General features: G+C 71.0%; 13 protein-coding genes. 11 read left to right on the top strand and 2 right to left on the bottom strand.

Annotation, left to right across the window (positions count from 1 at the left end; all coding sequences use genetic code 11):
* Positions 1-401: 401 nt before the first annotated feature.
* Together NR792_RS12580 and NR792_RS12575 are read left to right on the top strand one after the other, a co-directional pair.
* Positions 402-1,118 (top strand): class I SAM-dependent methyltransferase, encoded by a 717-nt coding sequence (locus NR792_RS12580; RefSeq protein ID WP_375760288.1) that lies wholly within the window; start codon positions 402-404, stop codon positions 1,116-1,118.
* 12 nt (positions 1,119-1,130) lie between these two features.
* Complete coding sequence (locus NR792_RS12575) at positions 1,131-1,964, top strand: ThiF family adenylyltransferase (RefSeq protein WP_375760287.1); 834 nt, start codon at positions 1,131-1,133, stop codon at positions 1,962-1,964.
* A 68-nt stretch (positions 1,965-2,032) separates the two neighbouring features.
* Here NR792_RS12575 and NR792_RS12570 read toward each other — a convergent pair whose 3' ends face one another.
* A complete protein-coding gene (locus tag NR792_RS12570; RefSeq protein ID WP_375760286.1) occupies positions 2,033-2,485 on the bottom strand; it encodes a DofA protein in 453 nt (150 codons plus the stop codon).
* Positions 2,486-2,855: 370 nt separating this feature from the next.
* Positions 2,856-5,438 carry an acylase gene (locus NR792_RS12565; RefSeq protein ID WP_375760285.1) on the bottom strand — a complete coding sequence of 861 codons (2,583 nt, stop codon included), beginning with the start codon at positions 5,436-5,438 and terminating at the stop codon, positions 2,856-2,858.
* Between the two features lie 140 nt (positions 5,439-5,578).
* Between NR792_RS12565 and NR792_RS12560 the strand changes: the two genes are divergently transcribed.
* From NR792_RS12560 to NR792_RS12520, 9 genes are all read left to right on the top strand, one after another.
* A complete protein-coding gene (locus NR792_RS12560) occupies positions 5,579-6,232 on the top strand; it encodes a CDP-alcohol phosphatidyltransferase family protein (RefSeq protein ID WP_375760284.1) in 654 nt (217 codons plus the stop codon).
* A gap of 208 nt (positions 6,233-6,440) precedes the next feature.
* On the top strand, positions 6,441-9,395 hold the full coding sequence (locus NR792_RS12555; protein ID WP_375760283.1) for a choice-of-anchor D domain-containing protein: 2,955 nt from the start codon (positions 6,441-6,443) through the stop codon (positions 9,393-9,395).
* A gap of 205 nt (positions 9,396-9,600) precedes the next feature.
* On the top strand, positions 9,601-9,909 hold the full coding sequence (locus NR792_RS12550) for a hypothetical protein (protein ID WP_375760282.1): 309 nt from the start codon (positions 9,601-9,603) through the stop codon (positions 9,907-9,909).
* 101 nt (positions 9,910-10,010) lie between these two features.
* Positions 10,011-12,905 (top strand): protein kinase, encoded by a 2,895-nt coding sequence (locus NR792_RS12545; protein WP_375760281.1) that lies wholly within the window; start codon positions 10,011-10,013, stop codon positions 12,903-12,905.
* An 8-nt stretch (positions 12,906-12,913) separates the two neighbouring features.
* Positions 12,914-14,884, top strand: coding sequence for a serine/threonine protein kinase (locus tag NR792_RS12540; protein ID WP_375760280.1), 1,971 nt, complete (start codon positions 12,914-12,916; stop codon positions 14,882-14,884).
* Between the two features lie 151 nt (positions 14,885-15,035).
* Positions 15,036-15,560, top strand: a complete 525-nt coding sequence (locus NR792_RS12535; RefSeq protein ID WP_120525521.1) for a MerR family transcriptional regulator — start codon at positions 15,036-15,038, stop codon at positions 15,558-15,560.
* A 57-nt stretch (positions 15,561-15,617) separates the two neighbouring features.
* Positions 15,618-16,109: a sigma factor-like helix-turn-helix DNA-binding protein gene (locus NR792_RS12530; RefSeq protein ID WP_120525520.1), complete on the top strand. Its 492-nt coding sequence runs from the start codon at positions 15,618-15,620 to the stop codon at positions 16,107-16,109.
* Positions 16,110-16,215: 106 nt separating this feature from the next.
* Positions 16,216-17,760 (top strand): bifunctional phosphoribosylaminoimidazolecarboxamide formyltransferase/IMP cyclohydrolase, encoded by a 1,545-nt coding sequence (gene purH / locus NR792_RS12525; protein WP_375760279.1) that lies wholly within the window; start codon positions 16,216-16,218, stop codon positions 17,758-17,760.
* 4 nt (positions 17,761-17,764) lie between these two features.
* Positions 17,765-20,809 carry a zinc-ribbon domain-containing protein gene (locus NR792_RS12520; RefSeq protein ID WP_375760278.1) on the top strand — a complete coding sequence of 1,015 codons (3,045 nt, stop codon included), beginning with the start codon at positions 17,765-17,767 and terminating at the stop codon, positions 20,807-20,809.

The raw sequence follows: 20,809 nt of genomic DNA, 5'->3' as shown, positions 1-20,809 counted from the left end.
AGCGCACGGCCCTGACATCCCGCGCTTCCGATGCAGGCCTCCCCAGGAGCACCTTCCGCGCCAGGGGCCAAGCCATTGATTTTATTGGTTCTGCCCCGCAGGGCAGGCTTCAACGGTGATGTCCACCAGGAGCCGCTTCCGGCGCGCTCCGAGTGAAAAACACGCATCACCGGGCGTGCTTCAATGCTGAGACATGCGCACCACGGATGGCGCGGGACCTTTCCGAGTGAACGGACACCCCTCCGGCCCGCCAGGGTGTATTTGTTCACTCAATCCAACACATACATCTGAAACAGGCAAGTCCTGGATGATAGGGGAAGACGGCGGGGCAATCGCCGCAAGGGGGTGGGACGGGGGACAACACCAGGCCACACCCTGACTCCCCGCGAGGGGGAGGACCCATGCCCGAGACCGTCTTTGTCGACAACATCTGGAACGACTTCGCGCACAGCTACGACCAGATGATCCCCGAGCTGCCGTGCTACCAGCGGCAGCGCGAGAAGCTCCTCCGCGACACCCGGGATCGGGCCTACGTCATCGACGCGGGGTGCGGCACGGGGCTGGTGAGCGAGCCGCTGGTGCGCCGGGGGCAGCGCGTCGTCGGCTTCGACAACAACGAGGCCATGCTCGCGCTGGCGGTGCGCCGCCGCGCCCGGGAGCCGGAGGCGGTGCGTGCCCGCTGGACGCTGCTGCCGGGGGACGTGACGCAGTTCCCCGTGGAGGTGGAGGAGGGCGCGGACGCGGTGGTGATGAACAACGTCCTCTTCTACGTGCGCGACCCGGAGGCCGTGCTGCGCGAGGCCTGGACGCACCTGAAGCCCGGCGGCGTGCTGTGCATGACGAGCAACAAGCGCCCCCGGCCGGACCTGGAGAAGGTGCTGAAGAACTCCATCCGGGAGTGGGAGGCCCAGGGGCGGTGGACGGAGGCCCTCCAGCGCGCGGTGAACCACCACCGCACCTGTGCCCAGCGCCTCACCACGGACCCCAACGAGATGGTCACCTTCCTGGACACGGACCAGGCGGTGCGCCTCTTGGAGAAGGTGGGCTTCAGCGAGGCGCTGGTGGCCGACGGTGACGACTACTACGGCGAGAACTTCTACGTCTGCATGCGCAAGTAGGGAGCCCCTCCAATGACGAACGTGAACCCCCGTTTCCAGCGCAACCTGGGCGTCCTCCACCCGCAGACCATGGACAAGCTCGCCACCACCCACGTGCTCGTCGCGGGCGTGGGCGGCGCCGGCGGCCAGTGCGCGGTGGACCTGGCGCGGCTGGGCTTCGGCTGCCTGACGCTCGCGGACTTCGACGTCTATGAACGCCACAACATCAACCGGCAGATTGGCTGCTTCGAAAGCACCCTGGGCCAGCACAAGGTGGACGTGGTGGAGCGCATGTGCCGGGACATCCACCCGGACCTGCGCGTGCACAAGGTGAAGGAGGGCATCACCGACGCCAACGTGGCGGACGTGCTCAAGGGCCTGGGCGGCCTGCCGCCCGTGGACTACGTGGTGGAGGTCATCGACATCGCGGGCGCGCGCGCCAAGGAGTCGCTCCACCAGACGTGCCGGCAGCTGGGCATCCCCATCATGACCGGGCTGATGCTGGGCTTTGGCGCCGCGCTCCACGTCTTCCAGCCGGACGCGCCGCTCTACGAGGAGCTCTTCATCCTCCCGGACGGCCGCATCGACCTGCCGAAGATCATCCCGCACCTGGGCAGCTACATGCTCCAGGAGTACATGGACGCCTGCTACCAGGGAAAGGGCCACGCCCCCACGTGCGTGATTGGCGCCACCACCGCCGCGGGGCTGATGGTGAGTGAAATCATGCGGGGCGTGATGCTGGGGGCTCGCGCGATGGTGTCCTGGCCCGAGTACCTCTACGTGGACCTCTTCGACCACCGCTACGTGCGCGGCTCCGTCAGCGCCGCCCGTCCGGGCCGGCCGGTGGGGCAGGGCGCCCGGGGCTGAAAAAAGCCCGCGCGCTGCACTCCGGGGCCGGGGGCCCTCTGACAGGGCCCCCGAATCCCCCCGGGGACCTACATCACCACGCCGCGTGACCGCGCTTCGTTCACCACCTGCGTGCCATCCACGCCCAGCCGCCGGGCAATGAAGCCCGCCGCCCCGTCCGCGTTCTTGTGCACGCGGATGAACTGGTCGTCATACGTGCGCGTGACGATGAGCATCCCCGACACGATGACGCGCTGGAGGTTGTGCTGCAGCTCGTTGCCTTCGATGATGACGTGGATCTCCGAGAACAGCGCCCGCGCGTCCGACAGCATGTTGGACAGGTGCCGGCGCTGCTCGCTGTTGGGGACCGCGGACTTCGCTCCCGCGATGGTGACGAGCACCAGCTGCTGCTGCTGGTGCTGCTGGTAGGCGGCCTGCATCTTCTGGAACACCGCTTGAATCTCTTCCGGCGTCGGTGGAGCGTCCCAGCGCAGGAAGAACACCTTGTCGATGACGTCTGTCTTGTAGACCGGAAGTGCCATGGCGTTCGCGACTCCTTCGTGTCGGACCCAGCGGCCGTCCCGGTCGGTACGCGTCCGGGCTGTCTCCCTGGGCCTGGGGGACATCCTGCTCTTCAGCGGCGGTCAAGAAACTAGCCCTGAAGGCTGACATTGCTGAGACGACACATCCGCTAACGCCTGACGGCGTCACGGACTGTGTGTTCGCCTCGCGGGCCCCCTTGGATGTCCGCTGGTGGATGCTGAACCCAGACGCCAGGGCCGCCGGCCCTGTCTGCCCATTCCGCTGTCCATGACATCTTTCAACGACGACTCCCCATGAAAACAAGAAGGCCCCGGGAGCACGGTGGCTCCCAGGGCCTTCAAGCGGCCTCAGGCCGTCAGACGGTGGGGACTACCCGCCGGAGACGGTGGTCTCCACCAGGTTCGCGTCGCCGGCAATCTGGGCGTCCGTGAAGAGGATGGGGCGCCACTTCTTCTGCGAGAACAGCTGGGTCTGGTCCGCGTAGTGCGGCGAGGCCCGGTCGCCGGACTGGCTGTAGGTCAGCACGGCGTTGGCGTTGGGGCCCGCGTCGGTGAACTGGAGCGCCATGACGAAGCTGCTGCCGTTGTTGATGGGGTAGCCCTCCTTCGCCAGCAGGGTGGCGCTGTTGAACGCGGCCGTGTGGGGCTGGGAGAAGTCGAACAGCGTCGTCTTGGCGACGCCGTAGGACAGGACGTTGGTGACGCCCTCGCGGTGCATGCCGCCCTGCAGGGGGATGGGGGTGCCGGTGCGGGTGGTGAACTGCACCTGGCCCAGCGTCTTGTCCACCGTGTTGCCGGAGCGGTTGATGGTGAAGACGGCCTGCGCCAGCTTCGCGAGCACCGGGTCGTCACCCGTGGCCGGAGCCGCCGTCAGGGTGTTGGGCGTGGCGATGGGGTTGGCCGGGTCGAAGGGGACGGAGAACAGCGCGCCCGCGTTGAGCAGCTGCGCGCCGGTGTAGGCGCCCAGGAACTCGCGGAACACGAAGGCGCCCTTCTGCTCCACGTCGTAGCGGCCGCTCCAGTCGCGCAGCACCGCGCACGCCTGGCTGATGTCCACGACGTTGTCCTTGCCGGCGGCGTCCTTGAAGGTCGCCGTCGTCTTGCCCGTGCAGCGCTCCACGAGCCCCGCGCGCACCAGCTCCTCGAGGCTGCTGCGGTTGCTGAACACGGCCGTCTTCAGCTCCTCGAAGGTGAACTTGCCGTCCGGGCCGGAGGCGCCGGTCTCGGAGACCTCCGTGAGGACCTTGGCGTTCATGCGCGTGCGCGGAGACTGGGGCACGCCCTCGAAGCCGTGCAGCGGGGACTTCCCGGTGATGGGCGCGGCGGGGTTGGCCAGCCAGTAGCTGTCGTTCGCGTTGAAGACGAAGTCCTTGCGGTCCAGCTTCGGCACGTCCGCGAAGGGCACGAGGCCGGGGCTGCGCGAGCCCGGCACCACCTGCCACTCATTGGCCGGGTCGCTGCCGTTGAGCGCCACGAAGCCCAGGGCCTGGTAGACGAGGTAGGGGACGGTGAGGCCGGGCGTGGTCGCCTCGGTGACCCACTTCTTGTACGCGTCCGGGGTGAGGTTGGGCGTGGGCGTGGCGTCCGTGTACCAGGCGTTGCCCTCCTTGTCGGCGTACATCGTGTTCACCCAGGGCAGGCCCTGCTGGGTGGCGTAGACGTCCTTGAACTCGGTCAGGGATTTGGCCTTGTTCATGCCGTGGAACTGGTCCAGGAACTTGGTGTTCTCGATGTTCGCGTCGCGCAGCGTGAGCGCCGTCCGGGTGTTCCAGCCGAGCGTGCCCGCGGGGACGCCCGCCGGCAGGGACGAGTCCGGGATGGCCATCATCGGGCCGTAGTGGCTGAAGTAGAGGGTCTGCGAGTAGTTCGTCAGCGACCCCTCCGGCAGCTTCACCAGGATGGTGAAGGTCTTGGAGATCATGGCGCGCTCTTCGTTGCCGTACTTGTAGACGGTCGGCTTCCCCTCCACGAGCTGCAGCTGGTAGATGGTCGCGCGCTGGCCGGAGGAGAACGTGTGCGTCCAGCCCAGGTTCTCATTGAAGCCGATGAGCACCGCCGGCACGCCCATGAGGCCCACGCCGTAGACGTTCATCTGGCCCGGCACGGTCAGGTGGCTCTCCCACAGGCGCAGCTCGCCTTCCCAGGGGAAGTGCGGGTTGGCCATCACCATGCCCTTGCCGTTGTCGGTGCGCTCACCGCCAATGGCCCAGCCGTTGCTGCCGAAGTCCGCGTTCTTCAGCTTCTGGAGCTCTTCCAGCGAGGGCGGCTGGGGACGCAGCGCGGCCTGCTTCGGGTCCACGGACTGCGCGCTCACGGTGGGGGGCGTGGCGGACGGGAGGGTGAGCGCCAGCGCGTTGATGCCCGCGACGAGCGTCAGGTCCGTGTTGTACGCCAGCAGGTCCACCGGGGTGATGGGGCGCACCCAGGGCGCGTTGGCGCACTCGGCGGGACGGGCCTCCGGGGCCGTGTCCTCCAGGTACTTGTTGTAGCCGGCCGCGTAGCCGGTGAGCATGTCCTGCACTTCCTGGGACAGCGTGGGGAAGGCCGTCTGCGCGCGCCCCATCACGTCCATGGCCAGGTACGCCAGGTCGGAGCCCACGTTCCTGTTGCCGGTGCCCTGGCCCAGGAAGCGCGCGCGCTCGCTGCGCACCTTCAGGACCTGGTCCGCCAGCGTGCAGACGTGGTCCTGCGCGAAGGCATAGCCCTGGCCAAAGCCCAGGCTGCCGTAGTTGTCCGCGGTGATGTGCGGGATGCCAAAGGAGGTGCGCTTGATCTTCGCCGTGTACTTCGGGGCGGCGGGGGGCGGATCCGTGGGCTTCGGATCCTCGTCGTCACATCCGGTGCTGGTGGCGACCAGCGCCAGGGAGGCGAGAAGGGAGAAAGAAAGACGGCGGGTCCGGACAGCACGGAACCCTCCGCGAGGAGGAAGATTATCGGGGATGTGCTCGGGCATGGCGGCCCGGAGACTAGGAAGGTGGCGATTCGCCGGTCAATGTTTCTGGGATTTGACTTTTCCACGGAGCAGGAACGTGCGGATGCGTTGCGTCGTGGGTTTGGGAAAGCCGGAAAGACGCCGTGTGTTACACGGGGGCCATGACGCCCGAGCCCTCGTCGCCGCCCGCGGCCCGCCGCCAGCGCCGCCACTTCTCCATGATTCGCACCTTCGTGCTGGCGGACTTCGTCACGCTCGGCAACGGCTTCTCCGGCGCGGGGGCCATCCTCGCGGCCATGCAGGCGCTGGCGACGGGCAACATGCGCTGGCTGTGGGTGGCGTTCTGCCTGATGCCGGTGGCGCTGGCGATGGACGTGGCGGACGGCCGCATCGCGCGGTGGCGCTTCCGCAAGTCGCCGCTGGGCGCGGACCTGGACTCGCTGGCGGACGTCATCTCCTTTGGCATGGCACCCGCGGCGCTGGCGTTCGCGGTGGGCCTGCGCGGCAACCTGGACGTGGCGGCACTGCTCTACTTCGTCGCGTGCGGCATCAGCCGCCTGGCGCGCTTCAACGTCACCTCCGCGGAGCTGTCCGACGGCACCGGCAAGGTGAAGTACTTCGAGGGCACCCCCATCCCCACCAGCCTGGTGCTGGTGATGGTGCTGGCGGCGGCCACCTGGCAGGGCCGCATTGGCGACGCGCTGTGGGGCGGGGTGTGGAACCTGGGGCCGCTCCAGCTCCATCCGCTGGCGCTGCTCTACGTGGCCAGCGGCAGCGCGATGATCAGCAAGACGTTGCGGATTCCGAAATTCTGAAGTCCTCCGCCGCCGTGGGCGCGGGAGGTGCCCTCCAGTGGACGTTCTGGAGGGCAGTTCCACTGTTTTTCCCACGGTGAGGCGGTTGGCAGTCCCGGGGTGGGTGCCTAGCTTCGCCACCTGATCCGCGAGGGCCACACACGGAAGGTGTGGCCCGGTTGCGCGGCTTCAAGGCTTTTGGGCGAGGCGGGAGGGAAGGGTGGGTGCCATGACGGGGCGCTGGGGCCTGCTGGGGCTGGTGGTGGTGGGGCTGCTGTCGGGATGCGCGGACCGGGAGCGTTCGTCGCTCGCGGATGGCCGGCTGACGGCGACGCCAGGCGGCGTCGACTTCGCGCGGGTCGCCATCTTCGACGCTCGTGAATCCACGGTGACGCTGCGCAACGTGGGCCGCGCGCGCATCACGGTGGACGAAGCCTGGGTGGAGGGGCCGGAAGGCGCCTACAAGGCGGAGTTCACCCATGAGGGTCCGCACAGCCTGGTGCCGGGCAGCGAGTGCACGCTGAAGGTGCGCTTCTCGCCGCTGGCGCAGGGCGGGCTGCCCGCGGTGCTGGTGGTGCGCTCGGACACGCGCATCGAGCCGCTGATGCGCATTCCGCTCAACGGCGCCGGCGTGGACGCGTGGGCCCGGGTGACGCCGCGCGCGCTGGACTTCGGCCGCATTGAAGCGGACTCCACCAAGACGCTGGGCGTGACGCTGGACAACCCCACCGAGCTGCCGGTGATGGTGACGCCCAAGCTGGTGGGCGCGGACAAGGATGAGTTCGTCGCGGCGCCGCTGACGGTGAACCCGGGCGAGCGCGTGGAGCTGCCCGTCACCTTCAACCCGGTGCGCGTGGGCAGGAAGCAGATCGCCCTGGCCATCTCCCCCTGCAACGGGTGCGCGGACGTGCCGGTGCAGCTGACGGCGGAGGCGCTGGACCGCGCGGTGGTGGCGGAGCCGGAGGTGGTGGACTTCGGCGCGGTGCCGGTGGACCGCGACGCCATCAAGGCCTCCAGCCTGCGCAACATCAGCACGGAGCCGGTGACGGTGACGTCGCTCATGCTGGACGGCACGGACGCGTCCTTCAGCCAGGCCAACACGGGCCTGCCGCTGGTGCTCCAGCCCGGCGAGGTGCGCGCCTTCGAAATCCGCTACAGCCCCGGCCACATGGGCGCGGCGACGGACCGCGCCGTCTACTCCGTGGTGAGCAAGCGCCACCCCACGCTGCCCGTGCCGCTGCGCGGCTTCGGCGGCGCGTCCGAGCTCTGCGTGTCGCCGATGATGCACGACTTCGGCGAGCAGCCGCTGGGCTCCAAGGTGCGCGTCGTGGTGAACGTGAAGAACTGCGGCACGGACAACGCGGGGCCGCTCACCATCAACACGCTGGACTGGACGCCGGACGCCACGGGCGCCCAGCTCCAGTTCAACCACAAGCCCATCACGCTGCCGTTCACCCTGCCGGCCAACGGCGAGCTGAACCTGGAGGTCTTCTACGAGCCCATGCGCGAGGGCAGCGCGTCCGGCGCGCTGGTGATGACCACGAGCGCGTTCTCCGCGGCCACCGTGCAGCTGGACTTCTTCGGCAGCGCGAAGGCGCACGCGCCGTGTGATTTGACGGTGACGCCGCAGTTGGTGGACTTCGGCACCATCCCGCCGGGCCGCGGCGCGGTGCTGGGCGTGAAGCTGGAGAACAAGGGCACGGACCTGTGCCCCGTGAAGAACATCCGCATCGTCAACGACGGCGGCGGCGTGTTCAAGATGCCCGGCGGCGAGCTCTTCGGCGGCATCGTCTACCCGGGCGACTGGTTCAGCTTCCAGGTGGCCTTCCAGGCGCCCTTCACCGGCGGCGGCTTCACGGGTGAGCTGCAGGTGGAGCAGTACAACCCGGTGACGCCGGTGCGGCAGGTGCCGCTGCTGGCGAACTCGCAGGAGACGTGCCTGGTCGCGTCGCCCTGGTACCTGGACTTCGGCCTGGGCCGCAAGGACTGCCGCCCGGCGCCGCGCGAGGTGAACTACCTCAACGCGTGCACCACGCCCATCACGGTGTCCAACGTCTTCATCGGGCCGGGCACGACGGACACGGAGTTCGAGCTGCTGGACAACCCGGCGCCGCCCGCGTTCCAGCTTCAGCCGGGCGAGTCCTTCACGGTGGGCGTGGATTACCTGGCGCAGGTGACGGGCATGAACCTGTCGCCGCTCTACGTGGACTCCAGCGACCTGCCCATCCCGCTGATGGTGCCGCTCATCGGTGAGTCGTCGAAGAAGACGGAGAAGACGGACACCTTCGTGCAGCAGGACGTGAGCAAGGTGGACGTGCTGTTCGTCGTGGACAACACGGCGTCCATGGTGGAGGAGCACCCGAAGCTCGTGTCCGCCATCCCGTCCTTCGTGGACGCCGCGCGCAACAAGGCGGTGGACGTGAACATGGCGGTGACGACGACGGGCATCTCCGCGGTGTCCGGCGCGTGCCCGGGCGGCGCGCTGGGGGGCGAGGCCGGCCGCTTCTTCCCGGCGGACAACAGCCGTCAGCGCATCCTCACGCTGGCCACGCCCGACGTGGCGCAGGTGCTCCAGCAGAACGTGCAGGTGGGCCAGTGCGCCCAGGTGGAGCAGGGCTTTGAAGCGATGCGCCGCGCGCTCACCTCGCCGCTGGTGAACAACGTGGATGATCCGCGCACGGCCCTGGCCAACGACGGCAACGCGGGCTTCCTGCGCGACTCCGCGGCGCTGGTGGTGGTGTTCGTGGGCGACGAGGACGACCACTCGCCGGACGCGGTCTCCACGTACGTGCAGTGGGCACAAGCGCGCAAGGGTGAGAACCAGCCGCAGCGGGCCACGTTCTTCGCCATCGCGCCCACCAAGACGTCCTGCGCCACGGCGGGCGGCACCGGCACCCGGTACGCGGACGCGGCGGCCCAGACGGGCGGCGAGGTGCTCAACGTCTGCGCCGGTGACTACGCGCCGCTCCTCCGGCAGGTGGCCAACAAGGCGTTCAGCGCGCAGGACCGCTTCCCGCTGAGCGAGGAGCCCGACGCGGGCACGGTGGTGGTGGCCGTCAACGGCACCGCCACCACCAGCGGGTGGACCTACGACGCGGCGTCCAACAGCGTCGTGTTCACCACGGTGCCGGCGCCCGGCTCCAAGGTGGCCATCACCTACCGCCGCGCCTGCGCCAACGACTGAACGGTGGAAGAGCTGTGGGTGTGGACCCCGTGACGGGCCGGCCATCCGGCCCCGAACGGGGGTGTCAGACCCCGGTGCTACAGCACTGCATCTGCCTGTGCGGATGACCAGAAAATTGGAGGCGCTCCCTCGGTGTGTACCCTGCGGAGCGTCTGCACGCTGTTGCCCTGGAGGCGCTGTGAGCACCTGGACCCCTGATGAGCCCATGAAGTCCTCTCCGCGCGCCGGTGCGCCGGGACTGCGGGTCATCCGTGGGGAGGGGCAGCGCAGGCAGGAGCCGCTGGCGGACCGCAACGCGGTGGCGCGGGTCCTGATGGAGGCCGGCGCGGACCTGCTGCTCAAGCGCATCAGCACCGTGAGGGCGCAGGAGATCGAGCGCAAGGTGGACCGGGTGCTGGACCTGTTCGACCGGGTGGACGCGGCGCCGGTGCTGATGCCGGTGCTCAAGCGGCACCTGGACGAACTGGAAGCGCTGATGCGGGAGACCCGGGAGGTCCGGGCCGTCCGCCGCTAGGGCGCACGGCGGGTGGAACCGGGAAAAACCCAAGGGGATTCGATGTTTGATTCCCCTGGCCCGGCCGCTTACGCTTGGGGTCCGCCTCCACGCGTCCGGCCGTGTCCATCGAAACCTACGGCAGCTACCAGCTCCTGAAGCGCCTCGCCACGGGCGGCATGGCGCAGATCTACCTCGCGCGCCGGCCGGGTTCGGATGCTCCGGACAAGCTGCTGGTGTTGAAGCGGATCCTCCCGCACCTGTCGGAGAACGACGAGTTCGTCCGGATGTTCCTGGACGAGGCGCGGATCGCGGCCCGGCTGGCGCACCCCAACGTGGTGCAGATCTACGACCTGGGGGCGGAGGGGGACACGTTCTTCATCGCCATGGAGTACATCCATGGCGTGGACGCGCGCCGGCTCTGGAAGCGCTCGGAGACGGCGGGGCGTCCGCTGCCGGTGCCGCTGGTGTGCCGCATCCTCTTGGAGGCGTGCGCGGGGCTGGACTACGCGCACAAGAAGACGGATGCGGCGGGGCGCCCGCTGGACATCGTGCACCGGGACGTGTCGCCGCAGAACATCCTGGTGACGTTCGACGGTGGCGTGAAGGTGGTGGACTTCGGCATCGCGAAGGCGGCGGACCAGGCCACCGTGACGCGCTCCGGGGTGCTCAAGGGCAAGTATTCATACATGTCGCCGGAGCAGGCCGCGGGGCAGCGCGTGGACCGGCGCTCGGACGTGTTCGCGCTTGGGGTCGTGCTGCATGAGCTGCTGACGGGGGGACGGCTGTTCAAGCGTCCCAGCGACATGCTGACCCTGTCGGCGGTGGCGGAGTGCCACGTGCCGGTGCCGTCGCAGGTGGCGCCCCGGGTGCCGGTGGAACTGGACGCCATCGTGCTCAAGGCGCTCGCGAAGGAGCCGGACGCGCGCTACCAGCACGCGCAGGAGCTGCAGCGGGCGCTGGAGGGGTGGCTGGCTTCGCAGCCGCAGCCGTGCGGCACGACGGCGGACCTAGCCGCGTTCATGCGGGAGCTGTTCGCGGACCGGCTTTCGGAGGAGGCGCGCTCCGGTGAAGTGCAGGTGACGGACGACGAGGCGGGCGTGTCTCCGCCGTCGCCCGCGCCGCGCCGTTCGGTGATGCGGCCCGCGACGCCGCCGGGGCGCACGGAGAACGAGCCCACCACCACGCTGCGTCCGCCCCGGGCGAACCGTCCCAGCGGGAAGGTGGAGGCGCGCCGCGAGGACGCGGAGGCGGAAGGCGGGCGCTCCGAGATCCGCGGCCCGGACACCCGTCCGGAAGGCCGCAACGCGGAGGCGCGGGTGGAAGCGCGCAACGCGGAGGCCCGTGGCGCGGAGCCTCGTGGTGTGGAGGCGCGTGCGGAAGGTCGCAACGTGGACCCGCGCGCGGAGGGCCGTCATGCGGAGCCTCGCGCGGACGCCCGGGCGGATGCTCGGCTGGACGGACGCGGTGCCGCTCGCGCGGAGGCACGCGGTGATGGCCGGCACCCGGATGCGCACTTGGACGGGCGCGCCGAGGGTCGGCACCCTGACGGCCGCGGCGCCGACGGTCGTCCGGAGCCTCGCTCTGAAATCCGCAACGTCGACGGTCGCCCCGAGCCTCGCTCGGAGATCCGCAACGTCGACCCCCGGGTCGATGCTCGCGCCGCCGACGCCCGTCCGGAGCCCCGGGGGACCACCGGTGCCCGAAGGGCGTTGGAATCACCGCCCTCGCGGAGCATCCGGCCGGTCCGTCTGGAGGAGCCCTCCCTCCCGACGGTGACGGAGGAGGAGGACGGTCCCACGCTCGCGATGGTGGACACGCAGGGGAAGCTCTCCGGCGGGTTCCAGGTCGAAGAGGACGCCCCCACGCTCGCGATGGTGGACACGCAGGGGAAGCTCTCCGGCGGGTTCCAGGTCGAAGAGGACGCGCCCACGTTGGATCAGCGCCTCCTGGCGGCGCAGGCCCGGGAGGACGAGGACGACTCGACCCTGGACATGCGCGCCGTCTCCCGCGCCGACGTGGACGAAGGCCCCACGCAGGACATGCGCGCCGTGCCGCGCTCGGAGATTCCCGTCTCCCGCACGGGCATGCCGGCGCCGTCCGGTGGGCACCGGAGCCCGGTGCCCGCGCCCCACGCGACCATCGAGATGACCGCGTCCACCGCGCCGCGCTCCGCGTCCCGCGCGCCCATGCCGAACGCCTGGGTGCCGCCGGCCCGCACCGGCACGGTCACCGAGCAGTCCGCGGCGGAGCCTGCGAAGCGCCGCGGACTCCTGTATGGCGCCATCCTGCTCGTCGCGCTCCTGGTGGGCGTCGGCATTGTCTGGAGCCTGGGGCCCGGCGCGAGCGGCGTCCGCGTGGAGTCCGAGCCCGTGGGCGCGCGCGTCGTGTTCGAGGACCGCGTGCTCCCCGAGCGCACGCCGCTGACGCTGCCGACGGTGAAGCCCGGCCGCTACTGGGTCGTCCTGGTGAAGGAAGGCTACCGGGAGCTGCGCACGCAGATCGTCATCCCGCCGTCCGGCCGGCTCGACGTGGGACCGCTGAAGCTCGTGCCAATGCCGTCGTCCGCAAAGCCCGGCACGGAGCCGCCCTCGTCGGCTCCCCCGGCCTCCTCGACGCCGGAGCCCGGAGTCGGACCTTCCGGCGTGGCTGCTCCCCGCGCGCCGGACAGCGCGGCCCCCGAGGCGAAGCAGGCCCAGGAGACGCCTCGCGCCCAGGCTCCCGCGCCGGTGGTGAAGGCCCCCATCGCCAGCGCGGCCTCGGTGGTGCCCGCCGCGGACGTGCGCGAGTCCCCCCGCGCCGTGGAGCGGACCGCGTCGGTGAGCTTCGTGGTGACGCCGTGGGCGGAGGTGGCGTGCAACGGCCGCAAGCTGGGCGAGACGCCGTTCCAGCCGGTGCAGCTGCACGTGGGTTCGTATGACTGCAAGTTCACCAACCCCGAGCTGAAGCGCACCGTCAGCCGCCGCATCGAGGTGCGTCCCATCGACCTCAACGTGGTGACGGTCAAGTTCGAGTAGGCGCGGCCTTGGACCCTTCCGTGACGCTCGAGGCAGGAACCCACGTCGGCAAGTACGTCGTGCGCCGCAAGCTCGCCGAAGGGGGCATGGCGGAGATCTTCCTGTGCACCGCGCGCGGGCCGGAGGGCTTCGAGAAGGAAGTCGTCATCAAGCGCGTGCGGGCGTTCCTCGCGAGCGACCCGGACTTCGTGCAGATGTTCATCGCGGAGGCGCGGCTGGCCTCGCGGCTCAACCACGCCAACGTGGTGCAGATCTTCGACTTCGACAAGCACGAGGACACCTACTACCTGGCGATGGAGTACGTGCGCGGCTGCTCGCTGTGGGAGCTGCGCAAGCGGAGCAAGGAGGCGATGACGCCGATGCCGCCCATGCTGGTGGCGCACATCGGCGCGGAGGTCGCGCGGGGCCTGCACTACGCCCACCGCCTGCGGGTGAACGGCGAGCTGCTGAACCTGGTGCACCGGGACGTCACGCCGCACAACGTGCTCGTGTCCTACGACGGCGCGGTGAAGCTCACGGACTTCGGCATCGCGAAGGCGGGCAACAAGCTCACGAACCCCGGCGTGCTCAAGGGCAAGTTCGCGTACATGTCGCCCGAGCAGGCCCGGGGCGAGAGCGTGGACGTGCGCACCGACGTCTTCGCGCTGGGCGTGGTGCTGTGGGAGTTGCTCACGGGCGGCCGGCTGTTCCAGGGCGACTCGGAGATCGCCGTCCTGCGCGCGGTGCAGGAGAGCACCATCGTGCCGCCCGCGCGGCTCAACCCGGACGTGCCGCCGGACCTGGACGCCGCCATCTGCCGCGCGCTGGAGCGCGACCTGTCCAAGCGCTTCCAGACGGCGGGGGAGCTGGAGCGCGCGCTGGCGCAGTGCGTGTTGAACCACGCCCGCTCCGTCGATGACACCGACGTGGGCGCGTTCGTCCGGACGCTGTTCCCCATCGCGGCCAGCAACCAGGCGCTGCCCGCGCTCCCGGAGCGCACGGCGCTGGAGGACGGCGCGCTGCTGGTGGCCGGAGCCGAGCCGCCGCCCCGCGAGCCCACGGCGGTGATGCCGTCGCGTGAGCACGCCTCGGGAGCGAAGCGGAGCGGCTCGCCGGACGAGGACCGCCATGGGACGACGTTGGTGCTGTCGCATGACGACCGCGCCGCCGACGCCGCGAACGGACGTCCCCCGCAGCCCACGCCGCTGATGCCGTTGCAGTCGCTGGGACGGGAAGCGCCGCTCGCGCCGCACGGCACGCGCTCCGAGTCCCGCGAGGTCCCCGCCGCCGCAACCGCGTCCCGGAAGGCCGAGGAGTCCTCCTCCGGCAAGGCCGCCACCGCCTCCGCGCGCCGCGTCGCGGCCCCAGCCCCCGACAACGCCAGCGGCCGCGAGGTCGAGACCGTCTCCGCCACCGAACCCGGACCGCCCGTCGCGCCGAACCGCAAGCGCGCGCTGTGGGCCGGGGCCGCCGCGGTGGGGCTCGCGGGCGTCATGGGCGTCCTCGCCGTGGCCCGCTCCCAGACCGGCGCCCGGGACGCGGGGCAGGGGAGCCCGCCTCCAGCCCAGGCCACCGCCCCGGCGGCGACCCCGCCTCCGGCCGCCGTCACGACCCCTCCGGCCGACCCCGCCCGTGCGCCGGCCACGGAGGCCATCGACGCGGAGCTCGAAGGGCAGCGCCGCGAAGCCGCCCTGGCCCCGCCTCCCTCCGCCGAACCGGCCGCCCCCGCCACGAAGCCCACGGCGGACACCGCCACGGCAGCGGCCGCCGAGGACCCGGCGAAGGCCACGGGCCTGCTCCAGGTGAAGGCCAACCCGTACGCCACCGTCTACCTGGGCTCGAAGCGCCTGGGAGACGTGCAGGGCCGCGCGACCTACAAGGTGCCGGCCGGCACCTACACGCTGACCTTCCATCACCCGTCCGGCGACAAGTCGTTCACCGTCGTCGTCCCGGCCAACCGCACCGTGACGCAGGAGTTCCGCGCGCCCCGCGGCCGCTGAAGCCCCGCCGTTCCCCTCCCAGCCCCTGAAGCCACCGGAAGCCGGCGCGGAGCGTCGGCCGGACGACGTCCGCCTGCCCGGCTGCTCGTCCTCCTTGACGACCGACGCGCGAATCTGGCACCTATGGCTTCCATTCAGTAGCCTCTATTCAATGGAATCGATGGACCTGCTCGCGCCCGACGAACTTGAGCGCATCGAGCGCGAGAACGCGGGAGGTCTGCCCGCGAACGCGATCCTGGAAATCTTCCGGCCCCGGGGCGTGAGGCTCTCGGAGGCGACGTTCCGGAAGTACGTCCAGGCCGGTCTGCTCCCCCGCAGCCGCCGTGTGGGCCGCAAGGGGAAGCACCAGGGCAGCCTGGGGCTCTACCCGGTGGAAGCGGTGCGGCGCATCAACGTCATCAAGAAGATGATGGCCGAAGGACACACCCTGGAGGACATCCGCCGCTCCTTCGTGTTCCACCGCAACCACATCGACCAGCTCCAGAGGGACCTGTCGGAGGTGCTGGACGGGTTCCAGGAGGAGCTGGGGGGACGGCCCCTGGGAGGAGAACGCAGGAGGTCACTCGAAGCCCAGTTGGCAACGCTCAGGCAACGGGCGCAGGATCTGGTCCGGGATGTCGCCCGGTTGGGCAGCGCCGTCACGGCGCGCGAAGACGAAACGCTCCGGCCACAATAGGATGCCCCCCAGGGTCCTGTTGAACCGGGTAGACTCCACACATCTGGAGGACGAAACATGTCGGAAGTGAAGCAGCTGCAGGAGGGCGAGGGGGGGAATGAGGAGGAGCAGCCCGCGGAACGCCGGCGCTCCAAGACGATGTCGCGCAAGGAGATGGCGCGCGACCTGCGCCGGCGCCGGCTGGCCGGTCAGCTGGACCCCGAGGAGACGGAGACCCTCAAGCTCGTGGACGAGCAGCGGCCGCGCACCCGCGCCGACTGCATCAACGGCCCGCGCCCGTGCCTCTTCGTGTCCTGCAAGCACAACCTCTACCTGGACGTGAACCCGGAGACGGGCTCCATCAAGCTCAACTTCCCGGACAAGGAAATCACCGAGCTGGAGCACACCTGCGCCCTGGACGTGGCGGAGAAGGGCGGCATCACCCTGGAGGAGGTGGGGGAGATCATGAACCTCACCCGCGAGCGCATCCGCCAGGTGGAGACGCGCGGCCTCATGAAGCTGCGCGAGGCCACGGAGGCCGAGCCTCCCGTGTCCGCTCGCAAGCCTTGAGGGCAGGGCACTGTTTCGCGCCGGGCCTGGGGTGACGTGTTGCGTTGACACCCCAGGGGGTGGTTGCTAGGACCCGCGCCACCCCCACCCATTGCGAGGCGCACACGTGCTGGCTCTCCTGAGCGTTTCCGACAAGCGCGGTCTGGTTCCCTTTGCCCAGGGCCTGGTGCGGCTGGGCTACCGGCTGCTCTCCACCGGCGGCACCCTGGAGGCCCTGAAGGCCGCCGGCGTCCCCGCCACCCAGGTGTCCGAGCACACGCAGAGCCCCGAAATCCTGGGCGGCCGCGTGAAGACGCTCCACCCCCGCATCCACGGCGGCATCCTCGGCCGGCCCGACCTGGACAGCGACCGGGCGCAGATGGCCCAGCACGGCATCGAGCCCATCTCGCTGGTGGTGGTGAACCTCTACCCGTTCCGCCAGACGGTGGCGTCCGGCGCGGGCGAGGACGACGTCATCGAGAACATCGACATCGGCGGGCCGGCGATGGTCCGCGCGTCCGCGAAGAACTTCAAGCACGTGGCCATCGTGGTGGACCCGGACGACTACGCGCCGGTGCTCGCGGAGCTTGAAGGCCAGAAGTCCGTGGGCCTGGAGACGCGGCGCCGGCTGATGCGCAAGGCGTTCGCGCACACGGCGGCCTACGACGCGTCCATCTCCGGGTGGCTGTCCGGCGAGGCCCAGGAGCCCTTCCCGCAGGAGCTGTCGCTCGCGTTCCAGAAGGTGCAGGGGCTGCGCTACGGGGAGAACCCGCACCAGCGCGGCGCCTTCTACAAGGAATACGCCGCGCCGAAGGAGCCGTCCGTCGCCTTCGCCAGGGTGCTCCAGGGCAAGGAGCTCTCGTACAACAACATCCTGGACCTGGACGCGGCCCTGGGGCTCGTTTTGGAGTTCCCGGAGAAGCCCTGCGCGGTGGTCATCAAGCACAACACCCCGTGCGGCGTGGCGGTGGACGACGTGCTGGAGAAGGCCTACCGCACCGCCCGCGCGGTGGACGAGGTGAGCGCCTTCGGCGGCATCGTCGCCTTCAACCGCGAGGTGGACGAGGCCACGGCGAAGGCCATGGCGGAGACGTTCCTGGAGGCGGTCATCGCGCCGTCGTACTCGGCGGTGGCGCTCCAGGTGCTGGCGGGCAAGAAGAACCTGCGCCTCCTGGAGGCGGGCCCCGCGCTGGCGTCCCCCACGGTGAAGCCGCGGCCCCAGGTGGACGCGCGCAGCGTGTCCGGGGGCATGCTGCTGATGGACCGCGACGCGGTGGAGCCGCCCCTGGAGTGGAAGGTGGTGTCCAAGCGCGCCCCCACGCCGGAGGAGGAGCAGGCCCTGCGCTTCGCCTGGAAGGTGTGCAAGCACGTGAAGAGCAACGCCATCGTCTTCGCGGCGCCGTCGCAGCTCCTGGCCCAGGGCGGCGGGCAGACGAACCGGGTGGACTCCGTGCGCATCGCGATGACGCGCGGTGGCGAGGCCCTCAAGGGCAGCGCCGTGGCCTCGGACGCCTTCTTCCCCTTCCGGGACGGCCTGGACGAGGCGGCCCGGGCGGGGGCGACGGCGGTCATCCAGCCGGGCGGTTCCGTCCGGGACCCGGAGGTGATCGCCGCGGCGGATGAACATGGGATGGCCATGGTGGTGACGGGAGTGCGACACTTCCGCCACTAACTTCATGCGCATCGTCTGCCAGAAATGCGCGGCGGCCTACGCGATCGACGACCGGTTGATCACGACCAAGGGCGTCCGCGCGCAGTGTCCCCGCTGCCGTCACCTCCAGCTCGTGAAGCGGGAGGCCTCGGCCGCGTCCGTGACGGCCCCCGCTGAAGGGGCCGCGCCTCCCGCCGCCGAGCCGCAGCCGCCCGCGGCCGCCCCGGCGCCTCCCGTCGCGCGTGAGCCCCGGAGCCATCCGGCCGCCGCTCCGGCGCAGGCGGCGCCCCGGAACGTGCCCGCCGCGGCGAGGCCTCCAGAGGCTCCAGCCGCACCGAAGGCGCCCGCGGCGTCGGACCTCTTCGGGGACTTCGGTGAGATGCCGGAGCTGGGGCCGCCAGGGAGCGTGGACCCGTTCGCGGACCTGGGCCCGCCCGCGTCGCGCGCCCCCGCGAGCCTTCCCTCGGACCCGTTCGCCAACCTGGGCCCGTCCGCTGCGCCGTCCTCTCCGAAGGCGAGCCCTGCCGCGAAGCCCGGACCGCCGGTGCCCGACGCGCCCGGTGTCGCGGCGCCGTCCGCTCCGAAAGTTCCGGACGACCCGCTGCTCGACTTCCTCGGGCCGGCGCCCGGGGGCCTGGAGCCGGAAGGGGCCGCCCCTCAGGCGCCCGCCCGGGCCTCCTCCACGCCCGCCGCCGGGGGCATGTCGCTGGGCCGCATGTCCGCCCGCGCTCCGGCGCAGGCCGCCGCGCCCGCCGCGAAGCCGGAGGCGAGCACGAGCTGCCGCTCGTGCGGCAAGGCCCTGACGGACTCCTTCGACCAGGCCCTGGGCATCTGCGAGGACTGCAAGCAGCGGGCTCCCACGGCCGCCCGGGAGTCCGTGGTGGTGGCGCCCCAGGTGGCGGCGCCTCCGCCCGCGAGCGGGGACCTGGAGCTGCCGATGATGAGCAACCTGGACCCCGCCTCCGCCTCGTCCGGGGACGAGCTGTCCGGGGGCGAGCTCCGGTCCGCGGGGGCCACGGCGCTGTCGCCGGACTCGCGCGTGAGCTCGGTGAAGCCCGCGCGCACCTCGCACATCACGGCCGCTCCGGTCCGCAGCGCCCAGCGCGGCGGCAGTGGCGGGGGCAGCCGTTCCGTGCTCGTGGGCCTGCTGGTGCTGGCGCTCCTCGGGGGCGGCGGCGCGGCGGGCTACTTCCTCGTGTACAAGCCCCAGCAGGAACAGGCGGCCCGGGACGCGAAGCCCGCCGCTCCGGCCGCGGTGCCTCCGGAGGTGCTGGCCGCGGTGGGCCGGTGGAAGCTCCAGTTCCTGGAGCTGGAGGGCACCAGCGAGGAGCACCTGGCCGCGGGCCAGAAGCAGCTCGAGCTGGACCAGCGCATCGCCTACACGGAAGCGGAGGAGTCCTTCCAGCAGGCGCTGCTGCTCAACCCCCGCAGCACGGATGCCATCGCCGGGTACGTGCAGGCGCTGGCGCTCGGGCGCGGTCCGGGCATGGACGACAACTCCTTCCAGGAGGCGCGCGAGCTCATCCAGGCCGCGGAGGGCACGGCCGGGAGGACGCCCGCGCTGCTCGTGGCGCACGCGAACCTGCTGCTGGCGCGCTCGCGTCAGCCGGGCAACCTGGAGCAGGCGGCGCAGCTCGCCACGGCGGTGCTGGCTCGGCCGGAGGCCAGCGACGCCCACAAGGCGGAGGCGCACCTGGTGCTGGGGCGCTCGCAGGTGGCCACGTCGCGCGCGCTGGCGAACCAGGAGTTCGACGCCGCGCGGAAGCTGGCGCCGAACCTCAAGCGCGTGGACTACTACAGCGCGCTCGCCCACGAGCAGGCCGGCCAGTACGGGCTGGCGCTGAAGCAGCTCTCGCGCCGGATGGAGCTGGATCCGCAGGACTGGAACAGCCTGGAGGCCGCCGCCCGCATCTACGTGGAGGTCGGCGAGACGGGCCGCGCGCGCAAGCTGTACGAGGACCGGCTGAAGGCGAAGGCGGGCGACGTGCGCGCCTCGCTGGCGCTGGCGGTGCTGCGCTACCAGGCGGAGGGCAACGCGCGCGACGCGGTGCGCGCGCTGAAGGACCTGACGAAGAACGCGACCCGCTACGGCCCGCGCGACGCCTCTGAAATCTGGAGCCACCTGGCCGCGGCGGAGCGCACCGCGGGCAACGCGCGCGAAGCGATGCGGGCGGTGACGGAAGCGCTGAAGGCGGTGCCGGCGATGCCGGCGGCCCACCTGCAGGGCTTCCTGGTGGCGCTGGAGCAGCAGGACGTGGCCGCGGCCCGCGAGCACCTGAAGGGCTTCCAGGGCCGGCTGGAGGACGCCGCGCTGGAGAAGGTGCTGGAAGGGCGGATGCACCTGCTGGAAGGCGACGTGGCCGGGGCCCAGGAGCGCTTCCAGCAGGCGGTGCGGCTGGACGACCGCCGCATGGACGCGAAGCTCCTGGAGGGCGTGGCGGCGGCGAGCGCGAAGAAGCGCGACGAGGCCTTCCGCCTGTTCTACCCGGTGCTGGAGGCGCGCGAGTGGGATCCGCTGCGGCTGGCGCCCCGGCCCGCGCTGTCGCGCTTCTGGCTGCGGCCGGACGACACGCTCCGGGGCGTGGAGAACGTGGTGAAGGCGCTGGGCGACCGTCCGGAGGACGTGCAGCCCCTGCTCTACGAGGCCCTGGTGCGCTTCCACCAGGGGGACCGGCAGACCGCGGAGCGGCTGCTGCAATCCGTGGTGGAGGCGAACGCGAACAGCGGCAGCGCCCAGGCGTACCGCGCGCTCATCGCGCTGGACGCGAAGGGGCCGCAGGCGCGCGGGCTGGCGGAGCGCGCGGTGGGGCTGGAGCGGGGCCTGCCGGTGGCGCGCCTGTCGCTGGGGCTCGCGCAGGCGGAGGCCGGGGACGTGGCGGTGGCCATGCGCACGCTGCAGTCCGCCCTGGACGTGGCGCCGAAGATGCTGTCCGCGCAGACGAAGCTGGCGGAGCTGCTGGTGAAGTCGAAGCCGAAGGAAGCGCGCGCGGTGCTGGAGAAGGTGGTGGGGCTGGACCCGTCCTACTTCCCGGCGAAGAAGCTGCTCTTCAAACTCGACGAGCGAGGTTGA

The sequence above is a fragment of the Corallococcus exercitus genome (genome assembly GCF_042231735.1).
GTDB classification, from domain to species: domain Bacteria; phylum Myxococcota; class Myxococcia; order Myxococcales; family Myxococcaceae; genus Corallococcus; species Corallococcus exercitus_B.
Note: the sequence above shows the minus strand (reverse complement) of the source record. Positions and strands in the feature narration are given on the sequence as shown.

Bases quoted from the DNA above. Each gene is read 5' to 3' on its own strand.
- NR792_RS12570 (WP_375760286.1), bottom strand. From the start codon at position 2,485: ATGGCACTTCCGGTCTACAAGACAGACGTCATCGACAAGGTGTTCTTC.
- NR792_RS12550 (WP_375760282.1), top strand. From the start codon at position 9,601: ATGAAGTCCTCTCCGCGCGCCGGTGCGCCGGGACTGCGGGTCATCCGT.
- NR792_RS12565 (WP_375760285.1), bottom strand. From the start codon at position 5,438: ATGCCCGAGCACATCCCCGATAATCTTCCTCCTCGCGGAGGGTTCCGT.
- NR792_RS12530 (WP_120525520.1), top strand. From the start codon at position 15,618: ATGTCGGAAGTGAAGCAGCTGCAGGAGGGCGAGGGGGGGAATGAGGAG.
- NR792_RS12555 (WP_375760283.1), top strand. From the start codon at position 6,441: ATGACGGGGCGCTGGGGCCTGCTGGGGCTGGTGGTGGTGGGGCTGCTG.
- NR792_RS12580 (WP_375760288.1), top strand. From the start codon at position 402: ATGCCCGAGACCGTCTTTGTCGACAACATCTGGAACGACTTCGCGCAC.
- NR792_RS12575 (WP_375760287.1), top strand. From the start codon at position 1,131: ATGACGAACGTGAACCCCCGTTTCCAGCGCAACCTGGGCGTCCTCCAC.
- NR792_RS12520 (WP_375760278.1), top strand. From the start codon at position 17,765: ATGCGCATCGTCTGCCAGAAATGCGCGGCGGCCTACGCGATCGACGAC.
- NR792_RS12535 (WP_120525521.1), top strand. From the start codon at position 15,036: ATGGAATCGATGGACCTGCTCGCGCCCGACGAACTTGAGCGCATCGAG.
- NR792_RS12560 (WP_375760284.1), top strand. From the start codon at position 5,579: ATGACGCCCGAGCCCTCGTCGCCGCCCGCGGCCCGCCGCCAGCGCCGC.